The following is a 24,480-nucleotide window of genomic DNA, read 5'->3' as shown; positions in this document are numbered from 1 at the left end:
CTAGAGCAGCATTTTTAGTTTTTTCACGACCAAAGTCAAGGTTTGCCGAAACCTTTTTATTGTTTATTTACCAACCGATTATTTTTCAAACGATAACTTTTGGTTGGATGATTTATAAAAAAAATTTCAAACACTTATTTTTAATATTTATATAAAACAATTTATACGCAAAATGATTTTTTTGATTAAAATAAAACCAATTAATCTTCATCAGTATCCAGCAAAATGCTGCGATATAAACGTGTAAAAGAACTCACTCCCCTCATATTTCTTTATAGGTGAAGTCATGAATTCACTAGCATCATCTTTAAAACTTTCTTGTTTAGCATCAACGGTTGTTTTCGTTTCTATTTATTCATCTATGGTGCAGGCAAAAGAATATTACAAATGGGTCGATCAAAATGGTTCAACCCACTACACCACTACCCCGCCACCAAAATCAGCAAAAAAGAAAGGTAAAGTTGAAACATATGGTTGGAAAGCACCAACAACATCTGTCAATACAAATACAAACGCGAGCGAAGCTCCTCAAACCTCACAGACTCAAACGATACCAACGCAACAGCAAACAAACGGTGCTTCAAATACTGCGTCACAAAACACAAATGCTGCTCCATTAAGCGAAACTCAAGTTTCAAATGAGTGAAATTGTCTTTTTGATCTTAATTTAAGTTTTGCATCCATTTTCAGTCTGTAAAATTCACTTTTAGGTGCGTTTTGCGCTATGCTGTGCGCTAAATTTTTTAACCGTTCTCTTGTATTACGTATATGACTACTCACATTGACTCTGAATACCAAGCCAGTGCGATTGAGCCCCAAGTTCAACAGGACTGGGAATCTCGCAAAGCCTTTAAAGTTGCCGACACTGTAGAAGGTCCACGTCGATATATCCTCTCGATGTTCCCTTACCCAAGTGGCAAACTGCATATGGGTCATGTACGTAACTACACGATTGGTGACGTGATCAGCCGCTTCCACCGTTTAAAAGGTGAAACTGTATTACAACCAATGGGTTGGGATGCGTTTGGTTTACCTGCTGAAAATGCTGCGATTGCACACCAAGTTGCACCGGCAAAATGGACCTTTGAAAATATCGATTACATGCGTAATCAGCTTAAAAAATTAGGTCTTGCGGTTGATTGGGATCGTGAATTTGCAACGTGTACACCAGAATATTATCGCTGGGAACAATGGTTATTCGTTCAGCTTTATAAGAAAGGCTTAATCTACCGTAAGCTTTCAACAGTAAATTGGGACCCTGTAGACCAAACTGTACTTGCAAATGAACAAGTTGAAAATGGTCGTGGTTGGCGTTCAGGTGCATTGGTCGAAAAACGTGATATTCCAATGTACTACTTCCGCATCACAGACTATGCGCAAGAATTACTTGATGATTTAGACACACTCAAAGACGGTTGGCCACAACAAGTCCTTACGATGCAACGTAACTGGATTGGTCGCTCACAGGGTATGGAAATTACCTTCCCTTCAGCAAATACTGACGTATATGCAGATGGCTTAACTGTATTTACTACACGTGCTGATACTTTAATGGGTGTGACTTATGTTGCAGTTGCAGCAGAACACCCGATGGCGCTTAAAGCTGCGGAAAATAATCCTGAACTTGCTGCATTTATTGAAGAATGCCGTATGGGTTCTGTGGCAGAAGCCGACCTCGCTACTGCTGAAAAGAAAGGCATGGCAACAGGTTTGTCAGTTAAGCACCCTGTAACAGGTGAAGAAGTTCCTGTTTGGATCGCAAACTATGTATTGATGTCATACGGTTCAGGTGCGGTGATGGCGGTGCCTTCACACGATGAACGTGACTTCGAGTTTGCTAACAAATACGGCTTAACTATTAAGCAAGTCATTGATGCGAAAGGCGCTGATGATAATGATTTTGATGCGAAAGAGTGGCAAGAATGGTACGGTTCAAAAGAAGGTAAATTGGTCAATTCAGGCGAATTTGATGGTTTAGACTTCCAAGGTGCATTTGATGCTTTCCTTGCAAAATTAGAACCACAAGGTCTTGCAAATGTAAAAGTTCAATTCCGTTTACGTGACTGGGGTGTTTCTCGTCAGCGTTATTGGGGTTGTCCGATTCCAATGATCAACTGCCCAACATGTGGTCAAGTGCCAGTACCTGAAGATCAACTTCCTGTTGTACTTCCAACTGACGTTGTACCAGATGGTTCAGGTAACCCTCTCAACAAGATGCCCGAGTTCTATGAAACGAAATGTCCAAGCTGTAACGGCGACGCACGTCGTGAAACAGATACACTTGATACATTTGTAGAATCATCTTGGTACTATGCGCGTTATGCATCTCCTGACTTTACTGGTGGTATGGTTAAACCTGAAGCGGGTCAAACTTGGCTTCCTGTAAACCAATACATCGGTGGTGTTGAACATGCGATTCTGCATTTGTTATATGCACGTTTCTTCCACAAATTGATGCGTGATGAAGGTGTAGTACAAGGTAACGAACCATTCACCAACTTGTTAACGCAAGGTATGGTACTTGCTGATACCTATTACCGCGAATCTGAATCAGGTAAGAAAACGTGGTTCAACCCTGCTGACATCGAACTTGAGCGTGATGAAAAAGGTCGTATCACATCTGCAAAATACAAAGGTGATGGTCAAGACGTTATCGTTGGCGGTCAAGAAAAAATGTCGAAATCGAAAAATAACGGTATCGACCCACAATCTATTATTGACCAATACGGCGCAGATACGGCACGTGTATTTATGATGTTTGCTGCGCCACCAGATCAATCTTTAGAATGGTCTGATGCAGGTGTAGAAGGTGCTAACCGTTTCTTAAAACGTGTATGGCGCTTGACAACTGGTTTCCTTGAACAAGGTAATACTGCATCAGCGATTGATAAAGCTGCGCTTTCAACTGCGGCTCAAGACTTACGTCGTAAGACTCACGAAACCATCCAAAAAGTGGGTGATGACATCGAACGTCGTCATGCATTTAACACTGCGATTGCAGCGATGATGGAACTTCTGAATGCAAACAATAAGTTTGAAGCGAAAGATGACAACGATGTTGCTGTTGCACGTGAATCTATTACAACGCTTTTAACTTTACTTGCTCCATTTGCACCGCATTTAAGTGAAACATTATTGGCGCAGTTTGGTATCGAGTTAAATGCAACATTATTCCCTCAAGTGGATGAATCTGCATTAACACGTAATACACAAACCATTGTGGTTCAAGTGAACGGTAAGCTTCGTGGCAAACTTGAAGTGTCTGTAGATGCATCGAAAGATGACATTCTGGCGCAAGCAAAAGCATTGCCTGAAGTACAACAATTCTTAACAGGTCCAACCAAGAAAGAAATCGTTGTTCCGAATAAATTAGTGAATTTGGTGGTTTAAGAACCTTAAAGCCTCCCTGAGTAAGATATAAAGCACAGCTTTAGATCAAAGCGCAAGAAAGGGAGGTTTGGAGGGATTTAATCTCCCTTGCGAAGCATTGCTTCTCACCTCTTTTAAAAAGAGGGGAATATAAGGATTTCACAATTCCCAAACAAAGCCCGTTGCCAGTCAACGGGCTTTGCACATACAATCAGAATATTCAGAATTTATCCTGAGTCTCAGGAAATACACAGAGGATCTACAATGCATTTGAGCAAACGTTTAGCTATTGCTGTTCTAACTTTAGGCTTAAGCGCAACTATGGTCGGCTGTGGATTTCATCTAAAAGGGACCAATCCAACTTCAACGCCACTGGCTTATACAAAGCTTGAATTGGCACTCCCTGCCAATACTTCTGATTTAGAGCGTAAACTCAGTGTTTATCTCACTGCTGCAGGTGTGCAACTGAGTAATTCCAACGATGCATATGTATTGCGTATCATCGACTATAAGCCAATTCGCCATGAGCTCAACGGCAAACTCATTGAAGTTCTACTTAGACTTTCTGTGACTTTCCAAATCGAAGATCGTCAAGGTAACTTGGTAACAAAACCTCGAACTTTAACTGCGACACGTACATATCAATATAATGTTGCAACCGTGAACACAGATGATCAACAAAATAAATATCTCAGTGAAATCTTAATTGACGATGTCGCTCAACAGATCTCTCGTCAAATTGCTGCAAACCGTCTGCCAAAAGCAGAAGCAAATGTACTGTTACCTGTGCAACAAACTTTTGAACCTACTGCCTCTGAAAATCCGTAACTCAGAATGAAGTTAGATTATCTACAAGCATTAAAACGTGTAAACGAAGCACGTGGTGCATGGGTATTACATGGTCAAGAACCTTTACTTGAGCAAAATCTTTTAGATGCTTTCCGTCAAAGTTGGATCATCAATCACGTGGAAAGAGAACGCTATGACATCCAAAGCGTTGCTGATTGGAAAAATGTATTTAATGCACTCAACAGCCTTTCGCTGTTTTCACAAAATCTCGCAGTAGAGGTCCATGGCAACATTAAGCCAGATGCCAATGCGTTAAAGTTACTCAAGCATTATATCCAGCATAATGAACACAACTTGTTGTTGATCATTATGCCTAAGCAAGATAGTAGCAGCTTAAAGTCGGCGTTTTTTCAGACTATTGAAGCCAATGGTGTCGTGGTTCCCCTTACAGCAACCTATGCGCAAGATCGTCAGCGTATACTCAGCATAGAAGCTGATAAAATTGGAATTCAACTGAGCCAAGATGCATGGCAATGGCTCGAAGTCCACCATGAACATAATTTATTGGCTGCCAAAAACAGCTTAATGCGTCTGGCAGACACGTTCCCCGATGTACAGCATCTTGAAATGCAACATTTGCTCGAATGCTTACAAGATCAATCACGCTATACCACTTTTGATTTAAGCGATGCATTGATTTCAGGCAACCTAAGCCAAGCGATTAAAATATATCAATATTTAGTCGAAGCTGGCGAACCACATAGTTTGGTCTTATGGACGGTAAGCAAAGAAATGCGCTTATTAATGCAACTCTTTGAGCAACCACAAAATGCATTACAACTCGGCATTTGGAAAACCAAAGTCAGTCTTTACCAACAAGCCTTGAGACGTCTTAATCCCAAGCAATTTCTCACATGGCCACAGTTGCTATTAAGAATCGATGCTGCCATCAAAGGCAAAAATATTGAAAATCCAGAACACCTCATACAACAAGCGATTGCTGAATTATGTGGAAAAACCTTGTTTGCTTAGTTAACCAGCAAGGTTTATTTATAAATATAAGAATGATTATTGATTTTATTTAAGAAAAATACACTTTTTATCCTTATTTCATCATTATAATTCTCTCAATTTCTGTCATTTTTCAATATCGCCATGCAAAAAATAAAACCAACGAAATTGATTATCATCGCGATCATTGCGATTGCAGCTATCGCTTTAGCTTGGCATTTCTTTAAACCTAAAGATGAGCAACCTCAGTTGATTACCGCTGAAGTGACACGTGGTGATATTGAAAACTCTGTCCTTGCAACAGGTGTATTAGAAGCGACCAAAATGGTTAGCGTTGGTGCACAGGTTTCAGGTCAGGTAAAAAAAATGTATGTGCAACTGGGTGATCAAGTCAAACAAGGTCAACTGATTGCTCAAATCGATTCCGTTCGTCAGGAAAATGATCTAAAAACAGCTGAAGCTAGCATTAAAAATCAGTTGGCTCAATTGGCAGTCAAACAAGCAAATCTGACTAAAGTTGAGGCGGAATATAATCGCCAAAAAGCCATGTATGCCCAAGATGCAACTTCTCGTGCCGAATATGAGTCGGCCTTAGCAAGTTATAAAACTGCACAAGCCGATATCGTCGCGATGAATGCTCAAATCGAGCAATCTCGTTTGTCACTGGCGACGACCAAAGAAGATTTAGGCTATACCCGTATCGTTGCTCCGATGGATGGCACAATTGTGGCAATTGTGACCGAAGAAGGTCAAACAGTGAACGCGAATCAAAGCGCGCCTACCATCGTGAAATTAGCAAAACTTGATACCATGACGGTTAAGGCTGAAATTTCTGAAGCAGATGTTATGCGTGTTGAGGAAGGTCAAACTGTTTATTTCACGACTCTAGGTAATAGCGAGAAAAAGCACTACGCGACACTGCGTCAAGTTGAACCTGCACCTAACTCCATCAATACAGAAAGCAACAACTCAAATTCATCTTCATCAAGTACAGCTGTGTATTACAACGCTCTATTCGATGTTCCTAATGAAGATGGAAAATTGCGTATTGATATGACTGCACAAGTTTATATCGTGTTAGATGAAGCAAAGAATGCACTGACTATTCCATCTTCTGCTGTTCAAAGCTCTAATCGTCCTGCTCGCCAGCGTGGTGCAAATGCGGGTTCAAATGCACCAGAACGTAATGAACAAGCTCGTGGTGAAGGGCATGCCGAACGTTCATCAGCTGATCGTCCTAAGCGTTTAGAATTAACCGCTGAGGAAAAGGCATTAGTCGATCAAGGTAAAGCTTCCATGGCTATGGTACGCGTACTTCAAGCAGATGGTACAGCGAAACCAACCCCAGTTCTTATCGGTCTAAATAACCGTGCGACAGCGCAAGTTTTACGCGGTTTAAAATTAGGCGATAAGGTGGTGATCGCTGATGGCTCTGACTCATCAAATGACTCAGCTAAACGTGGCGCACGTGGTGGCGCTGGTCCAATGAGAATGTAATTATGAGTCAGACGAGAACACCTCTACTTGAGGTCAAAAACCTGACCCGTGAATTCCCTGCTGGTGAATCTACTGTGCAAATTCTAAAAGGGGTAAATCTTGAGATTTATCCTGGAGAATTGGTTGCCATTGTAGGTCAATCAGGCTCAGGAAAATCAACACTGATGAACATCTTAGGATGTTTAGATAAACCGACCAATGGTAGCTACAAGGTTAAGGGCCGCGAAACACGTGAGCTAGAACCTGATGAACTTGCTCAATTACGCCGTGAATATTTCGGATTCATCTTCCAGCGCTACCATTTACTTGGTGACTTAAATGCAGCTGGTAACGTCGAAGTCCCTGCGATCTATGCCGGTGCTGATGCTTCTGAACGCCATGATCGTGCAGTTCAGCTTTTGTCCGATTTAGGTCTAGGTGAAAAAACCCAAAACCGCCCGAGCCAACTTTCGGGCGGTCAGCAACAGCGTGTTTCGATTGCTCGCGCGTTGATGAATGGCGGTGATGTTATTCTCGCCGATGAGCCTACAGGTGCATTAGATAAAAAAAGCGGTATTGAAGTGATGCGTATTTTACGCGAACTGAATGCCAAAGGTCATACCATCATTCTCGTTACTCATGATCACAATGTTGCCAAAAATGCGACTCGTATTATTGAGATTTCAGACGGTAATATTATTTCAGATGAACCCAATGTTCCTGAGATTGATGATGGCTTTGAACGTGAAGAATTGATTCGTGCTGAGCAAAAGAAAACATCGTCTTGGCGTTCAGCTTTAGACCGTTTAGGTGAAGCTTTCCGCATGGCACTTCTGGCCATGAATGCTCATCGAATGCGTACTTTTTTGACCATGCTCGGAATCATTATCGGGATCGCATCTGTCGTTTCGGTTGTCGCACTTGGTAATGGATCACAAAAACAAATTTTAGAAAATATTAGTAGTTTGGGCACCAATACCATTACGGTCTACCAAGGACGTGGTTTTGGTGATAACTCCCGATCTTCTCAGGCCAAGACCTTAATCCCTGCTGATGCTGATGCGTTAGCGGAACAGCCTTACGTAGATGGTGTAAGTCCTTCAGTCAATAGTTCTGTCACGGGAAGATATAAAGATGTAGAGGCATCCACGACAGTCAATGGCGTGAGTGAAGACTTTTTCTATGTGCGTGGTTTAACGTTTAAATCAGGTCAACCATTTGACAAACATAGTGTTACTGAACAAGCCCAAGATGTTGTGATTGATACCAATACCCAAAAGACATTCTTTAGCGATGGTACGGATCCTATTGGTCAAGTAATTCTATTGGGCAGTGTACCTAGTCGTATTATTGGTATCGTAGATGCTCAACAAGGTGCAATGGGTAATTCAGATAGTCTTAATGTCTATCTCCCTTACTCAACCGTCATGAGTCGAATGCTTGGACAGTCGAATGTGAGAAGCATCATCGTTCGTGTAAAAGATGAATATTCAAGTACAGCTGCTGAAAATGCAATCTTGAATTTACTCGTTCAACGCCACGGGGCGCAAGACGTGTTCACTCAAAATGCGGACAGTATTCGTGAAACCATCCAGCAAACTACCGCTACAATGACTTTACTTATTTCTGCGATTGCTGTGATTTCTTTAGTCGTTGGTGGTATCGGTGTCATGAACATTATGTTGGTGTCTGTCACTGAACGAACGCAAGAAATTGGTGTGCGAATGGCCGTTGGTGCTCGACAAAGCGATATTTTGCAACAATTCCTGATTGAAGCCGTATTGGTCTGTATTTTAGGCGGTATCCTTGGGGTGTTATTATCACTGGGAATTGGTCAGCTGATTACACACTTTGCTGGTGGCACGTTCCAAATGGCGTATTCAACCACATCAATAATAGCTGCATTCGTTTGTTCAAGTTTAATCGGGATCGTATTCGGTTTTATCCCAGCACGAAATGCTGCTCGTTTAAATCCTGTCGATGCACTGTCAAGAGAATAATAAGGTATAACTATGCGTAATCAACTTCATAAACTGTTCATGACCTTAGCATTAACAGGCTCTTTAGTCGGCTGTGCGGCTGTAGTGAAAACGCCTTATCAAGCTCCTGCAGTCGATATTCCACAGGGCTTTCAAAACAGCCAACAACTCAGCCAAAATATCCACCAACAGGCTTTTCATGATCAATGGTGGACATTATTTGGTGATGCACAGCTCAACCAATTGGTTGAACAAGTGATTGCCCGTAATACTGATTTAGCTGTTGCTGGGATTAATTTGCAACAAGCACGCATTCAAGCCAAGCAATCTGAAAGTCAGCAAGGTGTGCGTATTGGCAATGCAGGTGCATCGGTCGGTCATCGTTTTAGTTTAGATGGTGATGGTGATTCTTCAAATGGTATTTCACTGAACTATCCTGGCTTAAGCTATGAGCTGGATTTATTCGGTAAATTGGCCAATCAAACTGAGGCTTCTCGTTGGGAAGCGCTTGCGACAGAGCAGGATTTACAAGCCACTGCACAAAGCCTGATTGCGACAACTGCACAATTGTATTGGCAATTGGGATATCTCAATGAACGCCTATCTGTGGCTCAACAAAATTTAGCGAGTACGCAGAAAACTTATGAATTAGTGCAAACACAGTATAGAGCTGGGGCGGTATCAGGTCTTGATTTAACGTCAGCTGAACAAGCGGTTCAAAGTCAAAAAGCCACGTTAAGCCAGATCGAACAGCAAAAAGTTGAAACACGGACTGCTCTTGCAGTTTTACTGAATCAACCTGTTCAACAGTTGAATATTGCGGAGCCACAGCGCTTACCACGTTCTGCCCTACCTCAAATTCAATCGGGCTTACCTGCTGAACTTTTATCCCGTCGTCCTGACTTGCAGGCAGCTGAGTTACGTTTACGTAAAGCATTGGCGAACAAAGATGCCAATAAGGCCAGCTATTATCCTTCGATTAATTTAACTGGCAGCATTAGCACAGGAGGCGCAAGCACGTCACTCAGCAACGTGCTGTCGAATCCTGCTGCGATATTGGGTGCGGGTCTTACGCTCCCTTTCCTGCAATGGAATGACATGAAGCGTGATTTGCGTGTCAATGAACTTGAATATGAAAAGTCTATTATTCAATACCGTCAGACGCTATATAAAGCATTTGCCGATGTTGAAAATGCGTTATCCGCACGTAATGAAATAGACAAACAAGTGGCACTACAAGAACGTAATGTGCAACTGGCTGAGAAAACAGAACAACTGACCCAAGTCCGTTATAAAAATGGTGCAATTGCACTTAAGAATTTGATCGATGCCCAGCGCACGACACGTGAAGCACATTTGAGTTTGGTTCAGGCTAAACAGACGCAGTACAATGCTTATGTGACGTTATTGCAGGCTTTGGGCGGTAGTCCGATTCAGCAATTGCCTTAAATAAAAAAAGCCCGTCAGGGCTTTTTTTAAACTCATCTATTTTCAAGTTGTATTTCAAACTCTAACAATATAAATACTATAAATTTGATCATCATAATATTACAAAACCAAAATTATCCATATCTATACTTTTAATATGATAATACTCATAACCTCTGTAATTTGCTGAATAATAAAATGATGAAACAAAATTTAGTTGCTCTTTTATGTTCTACTCTTGCACTTACTGCTTGTGCAAAAACAACCACTGAACCTAGTAAAGAACCATTAAATAAACCAAGTCAACCTACTTCTCAAGATCCTAATTTACAAAAGAAAATCAATGAGCTTTTAGAAAAAACTAAACGAGAACTTATTTAGTAAAAGGTGGAAGTTTTATGATGGGCGACTTTGGTCCTCAACATAGTCAAGATGGGCTTCCCTACGAAGGAGATGGAGATGCAACACCATTACACAAAGTGACCTTATCAGATTATAAGTTGAGTGCGACTAAAGCAACTTATGCTGATTTTGATATATATACTGCTGCAACAAATCAACAACCCATTGGCATTTTTGACGAATTTTCAAAAGTAGATCGAATTCCTGAAGTTGCTGCTGGCGTAAATTGGTATCAGGCACGTGATTATTGCCAATGGCTAGGCAAACAACTCAATTTAAAAATGGATTTACCAACAGAGGCGCAATGGGAATATGCAGCTCGTAATCGTGGTCAAATGATTATGTATCCAACCAACAATGGAAAATTAGAAAATGGTAAAAACATTTGGAGCTTTGACCAAAGAAGTGAAATTAAATCCAAATATAAGACTATAGAAGTTGTACCTCTCCTAAAACAATTCCCTCCAACAAAAATGGGATTTTATGACATGATTACCGATAATTATGAATGGATGCTTGATTGGTATGACCCTCAATATTACAGTAAATCTCCTGAACATAATCCGCAAGGCCCCCAAACAGGCACTAAAAAAGTAGTCCGAAGTACTTACCCAGATGATGGACAAAACATTAAAATGTCAGGAGGGCTTACAATTAGTCGTCATGCTTTATATCCCACAGCAGATCCAAAAGATCTCGAATACTATAAAAACTCTAAATACAAAGACTCAATTGATTTAAATAAAAATAACTCTGTGCGTTGTGCTGCAAACTTATAAATTTGAAAAAGAGTATAACTTAAACGTTATACTCTTGATACTCAAACGGGTTTGATTCCATCAAGTTTTATGGCTTTTGAAACCACAGTAAAACAAAGAAATTTAATTAGTAGACAACTAATTAGGCATCTTACTCATTTAATTTTGGTTCAAACCAAACAGACTCAGTACAATGCTTATGTGACCTTGTTGCAAGCTTTGGGTGGTAGTCCGATTCAGCAATTGCCTTAAATAAAAAGCCCGTAAGGGCTTTTTATTATAGAAAATTCCAAAATTTCAAATAATTATCAAACCCACGACCTCGTGTTTGCATAATAAATTCAATAAACGAAGAAAAGCACAATAGCCCTATATAGGCGCATAGAATACATATTAAATAGTGAGTGAATCCAAATTTAGTTGAATTTAAGCTAACACCTTCAACCTCACGAGCATCATGATCATCTTTAAAAGAATAATTTCTATTAAACACATGAATAAATAGATTACCTAATAATGAAATAAGATAATAAAAGAAAAAGAAAGATCGAGCATAGTCAATAATTTTGTTTCTTTTTAAACTTCCAGCCTCATCAATCACATATTCATATTTCGAATTAATATTATTTTCTTTGAAAACATAATCATTGTCAAAGAATGTATACCAAGATTTTTTAAATATACCAAACCCTTTTGAATAATAATTTTTTTTCTTAATATGTTTATATTCCTCACCTTCCATGTAATTCATTACAAACTGCCAGCAAGATGAAAATTTTAAAAGATCTTTTTCATCACCCACTCTTCTAACCAAATAAAAAGGTTGCTCAATACTTTCTTTAGACTTAAATTTAATTTCATGATATTCGATATCTGATTTTATATTGATTTTCTCTACAGTCACAGTTAAATCACACCAATCAACAACAAACTCTTTATCATCAATTTTAGGGAAATATACTTTTTTTAAAGTTCGATTGAATCTAATGGGAAATTGACGAAATGAAATAAAATTTTTCACTCCAATCAACCATATTATGAATATAAATCCTACAATAAGTATAAACACTGATAATACTATAAAAATATACTGATCTTGTAAAAATTTAGTGAATAAATCAGGTATTAAATAAGTTAGTGGCATTAAAATAAAAAATAGGCCGATTAAGCCTAATCCTACAATTCCGCCTCTTCCATAAAAACTTTTATCATAAAATTCAATATAATCATTGGTTAATTCTCGAATATAACCATAATCAACAGGCTCTACCTTAGGCAAGTCGTTAATTAAATACGACTGTGATTGATCTATATTTTGAGCTTTTGGATATTTGGTAGTAACACCATATAGCTTATGATAGAGCATAATATTCCTATTAAGCGATTGCTTTTAGTGAAATGTCAAATTGGGATTTCAATTGATCTAAAGTTTTGTATCTATCATTTTTTAGAGTCCCAAACGAGCTCCTTTCCACCCAATCTTGTAGTGCATTATCTTTATATTTAGCTATCATAATTGACAATCCTATCATTATACCGGCGATAATTAATCCATAAACTCCCAAAATGCTTAATCCTTTGAATAATGCATAACTCAAACCTAAGCCAAGAATTCCATTTATAAATTGTAAAGTCATTAATTTGTAATTACCTTCTACACGAGAATCGGTAGCGTCTAATAAATCCATGACTCCAACAACAAGAGCAGCTCCCCCACCTAATAATCTAGCGCTTAGATTAAGTGAAGTTTTCATAAATCCAGCTTGTTTTTTTAGTGCATCGCCAAACTGAGCAAACGAAGCAATTGCTGCCATCGCACCGGCATAAGCTCTGTAACTATTATTCTGGGCATCATGCGCCATCACTTCATCACCATAGGCATCATCCCATAACTTTACAAAAACCCAAGTTTGGAATGCACCAATGATTAAAGAACTACCAGCTAAAAACATCTTAGTTACATTGGGGGCAGATCTATTTAGAGTTTCTTGAACTGACGTTTTTACTCTATCACGCCATTGCAGATCAAAGTCACTTGAGACTGCATTTTTAAGATCTATATTATCTACTGTCACCGCTTTTAAAGCTTGTTCAAAACTTGTAACGTTCTTAAAAACTCCTTTTACAATTACAAGGTTTCTTTTCACCACATGTTTTTTCAAATTTGTTTTTGTTGCTAAATCCAAAATATGTTGATCAATCATGAATTTTAAATTTCTTGGATCTGTTTTAATACTCTGCGCTAAAGCAGGATTTTCTCTGGCTGCTGCTAGAATCATCTCTTTTCTTAACACTGAAGCCAATTTACTTGTTCTGATGTTATTTGTAATAAATGGTTCGAATTTCACTCTGTACAATCCAGCATAACTGATTGCGGCTAAACCTGTATTTAATCCATTTAATATACCTTGAGCTAACAGTATATATAAGGAACCAAAAACGACTGCAAAACCACTACCTAATTTATCAACATGACCCTCAACAGTATTTTGAAATGCACCTGCGAAACTTCCCCAAAGCCCATCCCAGGGTATATCTCTAAACTTATTTTCAACATCTGGTTTTAGTTTTTTAAGGCTTTGTTGCAGAAAGCTATTCTTAAGGGCTTCTTCAGCCATATAATTTTCAAATGAAGAAGCCTACACACAAAATCTACCGCACAACCAATTGGCCCGCATATAACCGAGCACTCATTAATCGCGGAAATATTGCCATTTGGTTTGATCCTACTACGCAATGGTATGCTCTATCAAAAGGCAAACAAGGACGAAATAAAACCTACTCCGACGCAGCCATCCAATGCTGCTTAATGATTAAATCCTTATTTCGTCTGTCTTTACGTATGGTCACTGGCTTTGTGCAAAGTCTGATTAAACTTTGCGGATTAAATTGGACCGCACCAGATTACAGTACGCTTTGTAGAAGACAAAAGCATATTGATATTGCAATCAGCTACCAAAAAAGTAGCGATGGGCTGCATCTACTCATGGACTATACAGGCTTGAAGTTTCTAGGTGAGGGTGAATGGAAACGCAAGAAACATGGACCTAGATATCGTCGCCAATGGCGTAAGCTACATATTGCTATAGATGCTGAAACTCTTCAAATACGTGCTATTCAGCTCACAACCAGTAATATCAGTGATTCACAGGTACTCGGTGACTTACTTGATCAGATTCCACAAGATGAGCAGATTGACTCTGTTTATACCGATGGAGCTTATGACACCAAGCAATGCCGTCAGGCCATTGCAGATCGGCAAGCGCATGCGGTGATTCCACCTAGAAAAAATGCGAAACCATGGAAAGATAAAAAGAGTAGCTCGCTAGAGCGAAATGAATTACTTCGAACAGTTAAACGTTTAGGTAGGACACTATGGAAAAAATGGTCAGGCTATCATCGGCGAAGTTTGGTTGAGACTAAGATGCACTGCATCAAATTATTAGGAGATAAACTCAGTGCAAGGAGCTTTGATAGCCAAGTCAATGAGGTTCATCCACGTGTAGCAGTCCTCAACAGATTTACGGAATTAGGTCGACCACTTACCCAAGTTACGCCTTAAATTTGGCTCAATTAGGGGCGCTTTGCCTTTCAAATCTTTGTGCAACAAAGCCCTCTTTATTAAATACATCAACAAATCCCTACATTTTTAGATATTCTTTATTTTACACTCCCACCTGCAGACCCACCCACTATAACCCTTTAACTTTTATAATCTAAAAAAATATTTTTTAAAATAACTTAATTATTTTTTCAGAAATTATGGTTAATTTCTAATTATAAAATATATAAATATAAACACCCCTAAAAAAAATAAAAATACAAAAGCCGTAAAATTAATTCTCAACCAAACAATATTATTTTTGGTAAAACTCACGAGATCCTCCATGTATACATTAGGGAAATACTTAAATGGTTTTATGTTTTTTTTTCTTGATGGAAAAATATCATCCGCTTTTTTAATCATTTTGAATGAATGCAAAAAAAATAATATAAAAAAACTATAAACAGCAACATTAACACCTTTTTTTAACAACTTATAATTAGCATCATCAGGTTGTATACCATAAAAAAAATTCATAAAATATTCAGACCTAGCTTTTGTATAGAAATTATTATAAATCACTATTAAAAAAACTAATATACCAGAAAAAAAAATACTTAAAGCAACTAGAATTAATACTTTATCATCAGTAACTATTATATTATTTAACATAAAATTAATCACATACACCTGTTATTTCTCTACCAATATTAGTACCAGCATAGTTTCCAGCAAAGCCACCAGCAACTGCTCCAACAGCTGCACCTATTGCACCTGCAACACCTACACTAGTACCTCCAGTTGGTATACCTAAAATTAAACCAAATTTGGATCCTGCAACCCAACCAGCCGCACCACCAGCAATCATTGCACCTAAAGCCCCACCAGCAACTCCTCCTGTAATATTCAAAGTTTCAACAGTTGCAACTTTCAAAGTATATTCACTATCGCCTGTCTGGTAAGCTCCATATATTTTAGTTGCCGAATCAAGGATATAAAAATAAAATACAACTTTTAAACCTAGTTTCATACTTATTGTTGCATTTCCAATATGTTCCATTGATTGCACTACAGGTTTAAGACCACCTAAAAAATCTTTTCCTCTGACACCAGAATTATCATTCACAATATTTTTTAAAGTTTTAGCAAGCTCTCTATTTTGTATAACTAGCGCAAAGTTTTGAGATAACGACTTTTCTTATTCTGCTATATAAACTTCAGGGTAAGGATCATAATCAATCGCTCTACGGTATTCATAAACCGATTCTAATATTAATTTTGTATTATCATCTTGATGTCGAGCCGTCAGCAAATAAATCTCTTTTGGATTTTTAAATCCATACATCTTAAAAACTTGTTCTGACTTTTCATTCATATGGCGTAATGAATTAAATGCATTTTTAACAATAAACATAAAAATAAAATACTAGCTACAGCTAAAATTAAAAACATTTTCTGGGTAAGATCACCATTAAATATAAAAATTAAAAAAACTCCAATAACACTAATTGCATACCAGACTACTCCACCTTTCATCATTGACTTATATGCAGGTTTATCGGCTGCACCCATTCCGACTTGCATATGCAGTAAACCTGTTTTTGGACTAAGTACTGAATATAATGCATATACATTGGGTTCAATTTGCTTAGCAATACAAATGACATATTCATTTGCTGCTAACAATGCACAGTGAAACTGACCCACACAAACTTTGCCACCTATGTTCATCACCACAGTTTGGATATGTAAACGGCTTTGCGTGGTTAAAAAAACCGTTTGTGCACCTAATGAAACGCTACCAGCAACCGTACTTAAAATCGCTGAAGACTTAATGAGATGATCTCCTGCTCCCCCCAATGTATTCAGTACACCATTATGTATTTCTAACGCTTCAATACGACCTTCAAACTTCAACAAATCATACATATTCACACACTCACTACCGCTTTTACAAACTCTTGGTACTCTTCATCTTCATTTTTAAAAGGCGTCTCTTTACTATTTGCTTTCCTAAAAGGTGTTTTTTGACACCAATCTTCAAATGCATTATCCAGTACATAGTTTTTTAGACCATACTCTAAAGCCACCAACACAACTGAAAACACAGTCAAACCCGCAACTACACGTGCGCCAGCAAGCGCAGCAACAACAGTATTTGAAGAAAATCTTAGCGCTGCACGATTTAATATACCCTTTCCGACATATGGAGCAACGGAGCTTGCCAATATCCCAACTTGCCCTAAAGTTAAAGCAAAATTAACTACTAACTTTGCTAGAGATAGTAACTTTAAGCTATTAGAATTAGTTTCTTTAAAAGTCTTTCCATCGACATACAAACCAATTGCTCCCCCTATTGTTCCCAACATCCCAGCAAAAATTCTAAAGGCTGTCGCAGATGAGGCAACAGCTTTGCCTTGAGTATGGAAATTTTCACCCATAGCCTCAAATGCCACAGCAAGTAAAGACATCGAAGAACCAACCAATTGCGCTGCAATTTCTGGTTTATTTTCAACATCTTTTTGCCAAGCACCGTATTGAAAATAAAAATTCAACATCTCAAAAATACCGACAATTGCCAATATACGATTCTTAGTTATATGTGGCGATGATTTGACCGCTAAATTGACCTTTGTTCGAATATCGACGGCAGCAGCCACTGAAAAATTCTGATTCCCAGCGTACTACTCGTGAAGCACGTTTGAGTTTGGTTCAAGCCAAACAAACTCAGTACAATGCTTATGTGACGTTATTGCAGGCTTTGGGTGGAAGTCCGATTCAACAATTGCCTTGAATAAAAAAAGCCCGTAAGGGCTTTTTTTATTTATTGTCTAAATAGCTTTCGGGGTATGGATCATCTTGAATCACACGTCTGTATTCATAAACAGATTCTAGAAATCTTCGCTCATTTTTATCCCTATAACGAGCAGAGAGTAAATATATATTTTCTATATCATTAAAATCATATTTTTCAAAAACTTTTTCAGAAATTTCCGATAATTTCATTGCTGGCACTATAGCCCATTTTATCAAATATAATAATATGAAAAAAAACGATATTAATATTAATATATTTTCAACCGTAAAACCTGTTGAGAATAAATACAAAGGTATAAATAAACTAGCAGTTATAAAATAAAGAAAAAAGAATCCCTTCTTTGTTGATTTTTTTGCCGGTTTTACGGATGCTCCCATACCCACTTGCATGTATAACAAACCCGACTCTGGACTCAATACCGAATATAATTCATATATATTATTTCTAATGTTTTTTGCAACACATACAACATAATCACCTTCTTGCAAATATATTCGGTGAAACTTGCCAACAAATACCTTTCCATCAACCTCCATAACCATGGTATCTACCAGCAATTTACTTTTACTTGCTAAAAATAATGTTTGTGCTCCAAGTGAAATACTCCCTGTCATACCACTTAGTATTGCAGATGAGGTAATAAAACTGTCCGTGCCGCTACCCAATGCATCTAGCATTGCGTCACTTAATTCTATGCGATTAATACGCCCTTCAAATTTAAATAGGTTATGCATTATTTTTTTGTTTTAGATTTAACATAGTTTTCTGGGTATGGATCATCTTGAATCACACGTCTGTATTCATAAACAGATTCTAGAAATCTTCTTTCATTAGGATCTCTATATCTGGCAGTTAACATATAAATTTCATCAGTATTTTTAAACCCAAATTTATCGAATACTTCTTCTGAAACTTCGGATAGCTCAAAAACTGGTTTAGATGCCCATTGAAGGATATAGTGCAATGTAAAAAAATAAAGAATTAGAATATTTTCAGTTGAAATTGAAGAAGATAATAAAAATAAAGGAATAAAAATAAAGGCTGTTATAAAGTAAAGTGTAAAAAAGCCTTTCTTAGTTGATTTTTTTATAGGAGAGATAGCCCCGCCCATCCCCACTTGCATACACAATAAGCCCGACTCTGGACTTAATACCGAATATAATTCATATATATTGTCTCTAATATTTTTTGCAACACATACAACATAATCACCTTCTTGCAAATATATTCGGTGAAACTTGCCAACAAATACCTTACCATCAACTTCCATCACCATAGTATCTACTAGCAATTTACTTTTACTGGCTAAAAAACCGTTTGTGCTCCAAGCGAAACACTACCAGTCATGCTACTTAGGATTGCCGAAGAGGTAATAAAACTATCTGTACCATTACCTAAAGCATCTAGCATTGCGTCACTTAATTCTATGCGATTAATACGCCCTTCAAATTTAAATAAGTTATGCATTATTTTTTTGTTTTAGATTCAACATAGTTTTCTGGGTATGGGTCATCTTGAATCACTCGCCTATACTCATAAACAGATTCTAATGAACGTCTATCTCGCTTGTCAAAATAAGGTGCTTTCATTAAGTAGATACTATCTGAGTTAAGAAAACCATATTTTTCAAATATTTCTTCAGATAATTTAGATAGCTCTATTACAGGCTTGATGGCCCATTGAAATAAATAAAATAAAATAAAATAAAATAAAATAAATACTGGAATTAACAAATACAAAAATTCTAAATCTAATCCTCTACCGTATATGACAATCAACAAAGTACCAATTGTAGAAACTCCATAGAGCCAATGAATATTTTTTTTTGTTGCACGTTTTAAAGGAGCAACAGCAGCCCCCATACCGACTTGCATATATAATATGCCAGATTTTGGGCTTAATATTGAGTAAGCTTCATATATATTTTTCTCAATATGTCTAACAACACAAATAACATATTCATTTTCAACTAATAGACTTCGATGAAATTGACCGATACAAATTTTATCATCTATTTCCAATATAATTGTGTCAGTACGTAATTTACTGGAACTAGCTAAAAATAAAGTTTGTGCTCCTAGTGATACACTCCCACTAACAGCACTCAAAATTGCAGAGGATGTGATCAGATTATCACCACCACCAATAGCATTGAATACGCTATCTTTTACTTCAATGCGTTTAATGCTACCTTCGATTTTATTTAATAATGTCATTTAAATACTCAATATTGCTTTACCAAAACCATCAAATTCTTCATCTACATTTTTATAAGCATCTTCTTCACTGTTCAATTTTCGAAAAGCAGATTTTTGACACCAGTTTTCCATTGAGTCATCTAAATAATATTTTTTAAGTACCAATTCTAAACTAATAAGTAGAATATTTAATACTGTGGCACCAGCCACTACTCGCGCTGCAATTAAAAAAGTAAGAATTCTATTATTTATAACTTTCTCAGCCACATGTATTGCCGTTTGTTTTCCTGTTAGATTTAGAGCCACACTAAATAGATGTGTTGCCATCCCGACTGTTAAACCAAGATTTACAACAATTCGACAAGCTAAAATCATAAAGATGCTTTTATCGTTAGTTTCAGTAATATTTTTTCCATCCATTATTAAACCTACCACACTACCCAATGTTGCAAAGCTTCCACCTGCCAATCTTGTTGCGTTTCCCGCAATAGAGACCTTGGGTAAATTTTCACCAACCAGCTCTAGCGAGGCACCCATAAGATTAAAAAAAGATCCAGTTAACTGTACAGCTAATTCTGCTTCCCCTTTAACGTCTTCTTGCCATGCACCATATTGATAATAAAAACTTAACGCCTCAAACATAGCGACAACAGCCAAAATTCGATTCTTGCCAGCGTTACTTTTGCCTCGTATAGAAAGCTGAATTTTATTTTCGATATCTACAATTTTTGTATTTCTATAATTTGCCCATTTACCGTCTTTTCTAGCAGGAAAGGCTGCTTTGACTCTATTTCTGAAGTCCAACTGGTGCATAAGTTCTGTACGATTAATATGTTGCGCATAATCGCCAGATTTCAAATACAATAAATTTGCTATATGTGTTTTTTTAGCCTCAACAGAAGTTAGCTTAATACTGTGCACAGATATTGTTTTCTTACCTATATCTGAATATGTTTTAAAAGCATTATTCAATCCGATAGATATCCAATAGAAAAATTTATCTGGAGCTTTAAACTCACGACTAAGTATGAATTTTTTTGCTTCTGTACTTTCTATCCAACTATCAAAAGCCTTATCTGCTTCAACAAAAGCCAGAAAAGTCTCTTTACCCCATTCGAGATATGTATCTGTACTACTAGTAGATTCAAAAATTTTATTATAATTATCCATTAATTTCGTGTTGTTATAACAATATGCTCTCAAATATAAATTACTATTTTCTACTTTTTTACTATTCATCCACTGATTTATTAAATCTTGACCTTTAGATATGAATGTTATGCCATACATGAGATCATAAATAATTGCATGAAATAAGTATCCATTTGAATCTTTAAGCTCACCACTTCGCAACTTACTTTGAGTCAATGTTTCACTTTTATCAAAATAATAAATATTATTGAGTAAGTTATTTGAAGTAATCCATTTATAATGATCTTCAAAGTATTGTGTTGCGCTATTAAAGCTAGTTTGAGAAAGTTTATTTAATTTGTTCTTAAAATCTCTCAATGCATCCATATCTAATTGTTTTTGATATTTATTCCAAGCTTTCTCACCTTTAATCATTCCAGCGCTTGCGATATTATTTAATTCATTTCGTTCATTAGTTGCTCTATTTTTATTTATCTCTGATATTTCTCGTTCTAACTGTGCGATGCGCACCTTATCATTCGCCTTTTTTGCAGCCTCAAGTGCAGAATTTTTTCTCATATCCAATGCACTATGGTTAGAGATATCTGTGTTTCGATCAATAATTTGTTTTGATTTGACTGAAATATGATTATCTACAATCATATTCTGCATATTTTCAACAAGCATCATTGTTTGTAACCGATGATTATTGGTGAAATTACCTTCTTTTTTTTGCAAAAATTGATTTACATTACTAAAAGCTATTCTATTACGATTCTCATTTAATTTTTTTGTAATTCCTACCGCATCATAAAGTGCAATTGCACAATATTCTTTATTTTTTTCTTGAAATAATTTTGTAATCGATTTCCATTTTTCTGCACCAAAGGTTTTATTAATTTCATTTATATGGACTAAATTACTCATCGTTAAGCAGTGTTTTTGATTTTGACTGCCACCACGCCATTGTGAAATATCAATTTTCTGCCAATAGCCTTTTGCAACAAAAGCATCTGCATTTTTACTAAACTCTAATCTTTTTGCTTTTGTTAAAGGCGCATGTGTATGAATAATATAAACTTGCTTAATTTCATTTGGTTTAGTTTCTGGTACCGTAATTAAAGAGGCTTTCGCACTATGACCAGAACTTTGGCATGCAAAGTCACGCGCTACTAATGGAGGCTTTTCTTCTATTTTAAATTCTTGATGATATCCTTTTTTATTAGTGATATAACCTTTCCACTCATCAATACCTGCTCGCTTGAAGTACAAATAAATATATCCTTCAGTGATCATCTCTGCGATATATTTATGTTTACTAAGTTTAATATTAGTGACATTTTCACCCAAGTTACTTGGTAACACTTTTAAACTATTTGTTGCAATAGCATATCGAACTGGCAGTATCGTGAACCCAGGTTTACGACAAAAGTGTGGACAATCTTTGGCATTTTGGCTGGCTGATGCACTTTGCTTGTTGCTAGGGACATTGACAGTCGAAATTTTAGATTGTTTTGCTTCTTTTTCTAAATTTTTTTTAGTGTCATTCGATTTTAGTGTAACTGGCTTACCTTTTAGAGCTTTAGACCATTGCTCCATCTTAGCTTTAGCTTCTGCATCCGTCATTTTTTTTTGATTAAACAAATTTGTATTTGGTTTTTTTTTCTGATCTAATATCAATTTAGACATATTCTTCACTCTCTAATTTTTTTAAATCTTGTTTGATTGAGATCCAATCTTCTTTTTCTAAAAATTCCATTGTTTCTTTAAAACTATAATTAGCTGGTTCAACATTCCAATATCTTGTCAATAAATCTTGAATCTCAGGATGTATAAAAAACTGATTACCTAACAACTCAGCATACAGACCGTAAGTGAATAAATCCGTATAATTATTAATTCCATACGCCTGATACGCCTGGTAAATATTTTCTAAAATAGTTTGCGGTTGTATTAGGTAATGGTCTATTTCAGGATAATTAACAGCTTCTTTAAACACTAAATTACTAATTTCGATTAAATCTAAAGCTAGTGATTGAGATGCAGTCAAACTATAAATTTTATTTTTAACAAATACTTCGTTATATTTTTTTATCCACTCAAAATACCCTATCGGATGTATAAAATGCCAATGATCAAAAATTCCCAATAGGCTATTAAGTTGATGTTCAGAAAAAATTGCATCTAAATAAATTAATACTCTCGGGTCATACCATCTAAACAAAAATTCAGACTTTTGGTCACTCAATACTAAGCTTTTTTTAAATCTATCATTTAATGTTTCGTTATCTAGTTTTGATGAACCGAAGCCACAAACCAAATATGCACTATTATCATAGTTATAATGTAAACTTATTCTTTCTACTAATTGAAGCTTCACTTTATCAAAAACACTTTGTTCTTTAATTTCTATAAAGAACACAGGCGTATTATCAGCTTTTTGTCCCTTAGCAAGTGGTACATTAACAATATACTCCTTGCCTACTTCAGCCTTGAGCTGGTCAAACGTATCTGGTTCTAAAGTTGTATCAACCAATATCACCAATCGATGTGTCTGATCAAAAACCTTCTGCATATTATTTGCAATTTGTTCTATAGTGAAAGGCTTATCCTGTTCCACGCTAGTTAATGAGAACATTATAAAATCACCTTGGCAGAACCCAACTCTGCAGCTTGACCTTGCTTCGCTGAACAATCAGGTAAATTTAATGCAGGAAGATTAACCGAGGCTGGTGAAGTAAACTTATGTTGCCCCGCTTTCGCCTCAAACTTCCCACCAGTCGTTGGTAATATCCCAGAGCTATTTAATTTTACTTGTGAGCCGCCTGCGGTTAGATTAATTTCATTCGGACTGGTGATATAAATCGTATCTTCCGTGGAAATAATCTGCACCCCCTTTCTTGCAATCAGGTCAGCACCATCCCCTTGGGCTTGAATCTCAATCTTCCCTTTCCCTGCATACAGTCGTGCTCCTTCTTGAGCGGCAAATAAGCTGATCTTTTTGCTGGCATGTCCGATGATGCTGTCTTGGGTGCTGGTGTTGATGCTTCCTTGTGCAATCTGGTTGATCTGTCCATCTGCACTGAGGTGGATGTCTTCGTTACTTTCTATGGCAATTGAACTTGGTGAAGCCAAGAGCATGATCGCTTGTTTGAAGGCTGCGGCTTTGCTTTGGTCTTCGCTCTCTAAGTTCTTGAGATAGCCCTGTAGGTTTTCGAGTAAGCTCAGTGGATCAGTTTGTTGATTTTGTGCCACTTCACTGAGGGCTTTGGCGTTGTTTAAGCTACTTTCGAGTTGTTGTTTGGCTTCGCTTGCATCGAGATGGTTTGCTTTGGCTTGTTCTTGTTTGTAGGTGGAGATGAGTATGCCTTCGCCCGCTCGTACTGCACCCCATTGGTCAGTTCTGAGTTCGAAACCTTCACCGCGTCCTTCACTTTCTGCAGTTGCTTTGGGATGACTGAGATTCCCTAGGTTGAGTTGGCTCGCCCCGTGGGTGTTTTGCAGTTGGGTGGAGATTTGTCCTGTGGTGTCATCAAAGCGGAGTTGTCCATAGCCTTCGCCTTGGACTTCTTTACTT

The 24,480-nt window shown here is 37.1% G+C and carries 19 protein-coding genes and 4 pseudogenes; 11 read left to right on the top strand and 12 right to left on the bottom strand.

Annotated elements, in window-relative coordinates; all coding sequences use genetic code 11:
• The first annotated feature begins 286 nt into the window (after window positions 1–286).
• The 9 genes and pseudogenes from AC1M87_RS09035 to AC1M87_RS08995 all read left to right on the top strand — a co-directional run.
• Entirely contained in the window at window positions 287–646 is a 360-nt protein-coding gene (locus tag AC1M87_RS09035; protein ID WP_481593513.1) for a DUF4124 domain-containing protein, read from the top strand.
• 122 nt (window positions 647–768) lie between these two features.
• On the top strand, window positions 769–3,390 hold the full coding sequence (leuS, locus tag AC1M87_RS09030) for a leucine--tRNA ligase (protein WP_481593512.1): 2,622 nt from the start codon (window positions 769–771) through the stop codon (window positions 3,388–3,390).
• A 243-nt stretch (window positions 3,391–3,633) separates the two neighbouring features.
• A complete protein-coding gene (locus AC1M87_RS09025) occupies window positions 3,634–4,197 on the top strand; it encodes an LPS-assembly lipoprotein LptE (protein ID WP_035270158.1) in 564 nt (187 codons plus the stop codon).
• A gap of 6 nt (window positions 4,198–4,203) precedes the next feature.
• Entirely contained in the window at window positions 4,204–5,190 is a 987-nt protein-coding gene (gene holA / locus AC1M87_RS09020) for a DNA polymerase III subunit delta (protein WP_481593511.1), read from the top strand.
• Window positions 5,191–5,313: 123 nt separating this feature from the next.
• Window positions 5,314–6,666, top strand: a complete 1,353-nt coding sequence (locus AC1M87_RS09015) for a MacA family efflux pump subunit (protein WP_481593510.1) — start codon at window positions 5,314–5,316, stop codon at window positions 6,664–6,666.
• A gap of 2 nt (window positions 6,667–6,668) precedes the next feature.
• Window positions 6,669–8,645, top strand: a complete 1,977-nt coding sequence (locus AC1M87_RS09010) for a MacB family efflux pump subunit (RefSeq protein WP_092767651.1) — start codon at window positions 6,669–6,671, stop codon at window positions 8,643–8,645.
• A 12-nt stretch (window positions 8,646–8,657) separates the two neighbouring features.
• On the top strand, window positions 8,658–10,073 hold the full coding sequence (locus AC1M87_RS09005) for an efflux transporter outer membrane subunit (RefSeq protein ID WP_481593509.1): 1,416 nt from the start codon (window positions 8,658–8,660) through the stop codon (window positions 10,071–10,073).
• 177 nt (window positions 10,074–10,250) lie between these two features.
• Window positions 10,251–11,233 (top strand): annotated as a pseudogene (locus AC1M87_RS09000) (formylglycine-generating enzyme family protein).
• 138 nt (window positions 11,234–11,371) lie between these two features.
• Window positions 11,372–11,464 (top strand): annotated as a pseudogene (locus AC1M87_RS08995) (hypothetical protein); the annotation flags it as partial.
• A gap of 25 nt (window positions 11,465–11,489) precedes the next feature.
• On the opposite strand, the gene AC1M87_RS08990 reads toward AC1M87_RS08995, so the two are convergent.
• Window positions 11,490–12,578 carry a hypothetical protein gene (locus AC1M87_RS08990; protein WP_481593508.1) on the bottom strand — a complete coding sequence of 363 codons (1,089 nt, stop codon included), beginning with the start codon at window positions 12,576–12,578 and terminating at the stop codon, window positions 11,490–11,492.
• A 10-nt stretch (window positions 12,579–12,588) separates the two neighbouring features.
• Window positions 12,589–13,830 (bottom strand): hypothetical protein, encoded by a 1,242-nt coding sequence (locus AC1M87_RS08985; protein ID WP_481593507.1) that lies wholly within the window; start codon window positions 13,828–13,830, stop codon window positions 12,589–12,591.
• An 11-nt stretch (window positions 13,831–13,841) separates the two neighbouring features.
• Here AC1M87_RS08985 and AC1M87_RS08980 point away from each other — a divergent pair, with 11 nt between their 5' ends.
• Window positions 13,842–14,774: an IS5 family transposase gene (locus AC1M87_RS08980; RefSeq protein ID WP_481593506.1), complete on the top strand. Its 933-nt coding sequence runs from the start codon at window positions 13,842–13,844 to the stop codon at window positions 14,772–14,774.
• Window positions 14,775–14,978: 204 nt separating this feature from the next.
• Here the strand turns inward: AC1M87_RS08980 and AC1M87_RS08975 are convergent, their stop codons facing one another.
• From AC1M87_RS08975 to AC1M87_RS08960, 4 genes and pseudogenes are all read right to left on the bottom strand, one after another.
• Window positions 14,979–15,428, bottom strand: coding sequence for a hypothetical protein (locus tag AC1M87_RS08975; RefSeq protein WP_481593505.1), 450 nt, complete (start codon window positions 15,426–15,428; stop codon window positions 14,979–14,981).
• A 4-nt stretch (window positions 15,429–15,432) separates the two neighbouring features.
• Window positions 15,433–15,882 carry a hypothetical protein gene (locus AC1M87_RS08970; RefSeq protein ID WP_481593504.1) on the bottom strand — a complete coding sequence of 150 codons (450 nt, stop codon included), beginning with the start codon at window positions 15,880–15,882 and terminating at the stop codon, window positions 15,433–15,435.
• Between the two features lie 72 nt (window positions 15,883–15,954).
• A pseudogene (locus AC1M87_RS08965) lies at window positions 15,955–16,685 on the bottom strand (putative type VI secretion system effector).
• A 2-nt stretch (window positions 16,686–16,687) separates the two neighbouring features.
• Window positions 16,688–17,416, bottom strand: a complete 729-nt coding sequence (locus tag AC1M87_RS08960) for a hypothetical protein (RefSeq protein WP_481593578.1) — start codon at window positions 17,414–17,416, stop codon at window positions 16,688–16,690.
• A gap of 11 nt (window positions 17,417–17,427) precedes the next feature.
• On the opposite strand from AC1M87_RS08960, the pseudogene AC1M87_RS08955 reads away from it, so the two are divergent.
• Window positions 17,428–17,550, top strand: a pseudogene (locus AC1M87_RS08955) (hypothetical protein); the annotation flags it as partial.
• A gap of 26 nt (window positions 17,551–17,576) precedes the next feature.
• Here the strand turns inward: AC1M87_RS08955 and AC1M87_RS08950 are convergent.
• The 6 genes from AC1M87_RS08950 to AC1M87_RS08925 all read right to left on the bottom strand — a co-directional run.
• On the bottom strand, window positions 17,577–18,308 hold the full coding sequence (locus AC1M87_RS08950) for a putative type VI secretion system effector (protein ID WP_481593503.1): 732 nt from the start codon (window positions 18,306–18,308) through the stop codon (window positions 17,577–17,579).
• Window positions 18,308–18,844 carry a putative type VI secretion system effector gene (locus AC1M87_RS08945; protein ID WP_481593502.1) on the bottom strand — a complete coding sequence of 179 codons (537 nt, stop codon included), beginning with the start codon at window positions 18,842–18,844 and terminating at the stop codon, window positions 18,308–18,310. The genes AC1M87_RS08950 and AC1M87_RS08945 overlap by 1 nt, the downstream gene beginning before the upstream one ends.
• A 196-nt stretch (window positions 18,845–19,040) precedes the next feature.
• Window positions 19,041–19,790 carry a putative type VI secretion system effector gene (locus AC1M87_RS08940; RefSeq protein WP_481593501.1) on the bottom strand — a complete coding sequence of 250 codons (750 nt, stop codon included), beginning with the start codon at window positions 19,788–19,790 and terminating at the stop codon, window positions 19,041–19,043.
• Window positions 19,791–22,592 carry a T6SS effector BTH_I2691 family protein gene (locus AC1M87_RS08935; RefSeq protein ID WP_481593500.1) on the bottom strand — a complete coding sequence of 934 codons (2,802 nt, stop codon included), beginning with the start codon at window positions 22,590–22,592 and terminating at the stop codon, window positions 19,791–19,793.
• The gene (locus tag AC1M87_RS08930; protein ID WP_481593499.1) at window positions 22,585–23,541 is read right to left on the bottom strand and encodes a DUF4123 domain-containing protein; all 957 of its coding nucleotides are present in this window, start codon (window positions 23,539–23,541) and stop codon (window positions 22,585–22,587) included. Before AC1M87_RS08930 ends, AC1M87_RS08935 begins: the two co-directional genes overlap by 8 nt.
• A partial coding sequence (locus tag AC1M87_RS08925; RefSeq protein WP_481593498.1) for a DUF2345 domain-containing protein occupies window positions 23,541–24,480 on the bottom strand: 940 nt, incomplete at its 5' end. The genes AC1M87_RS08930 and AC1M87_RS08925, both read right to left, overlap by 1 nt.

This window comes from Acinetobacter sp. 24-47-62 (assembly GCF_056779765.1).
This window is presented reverse-complemented; position numbering and strand designations above follow the sequence as displayed.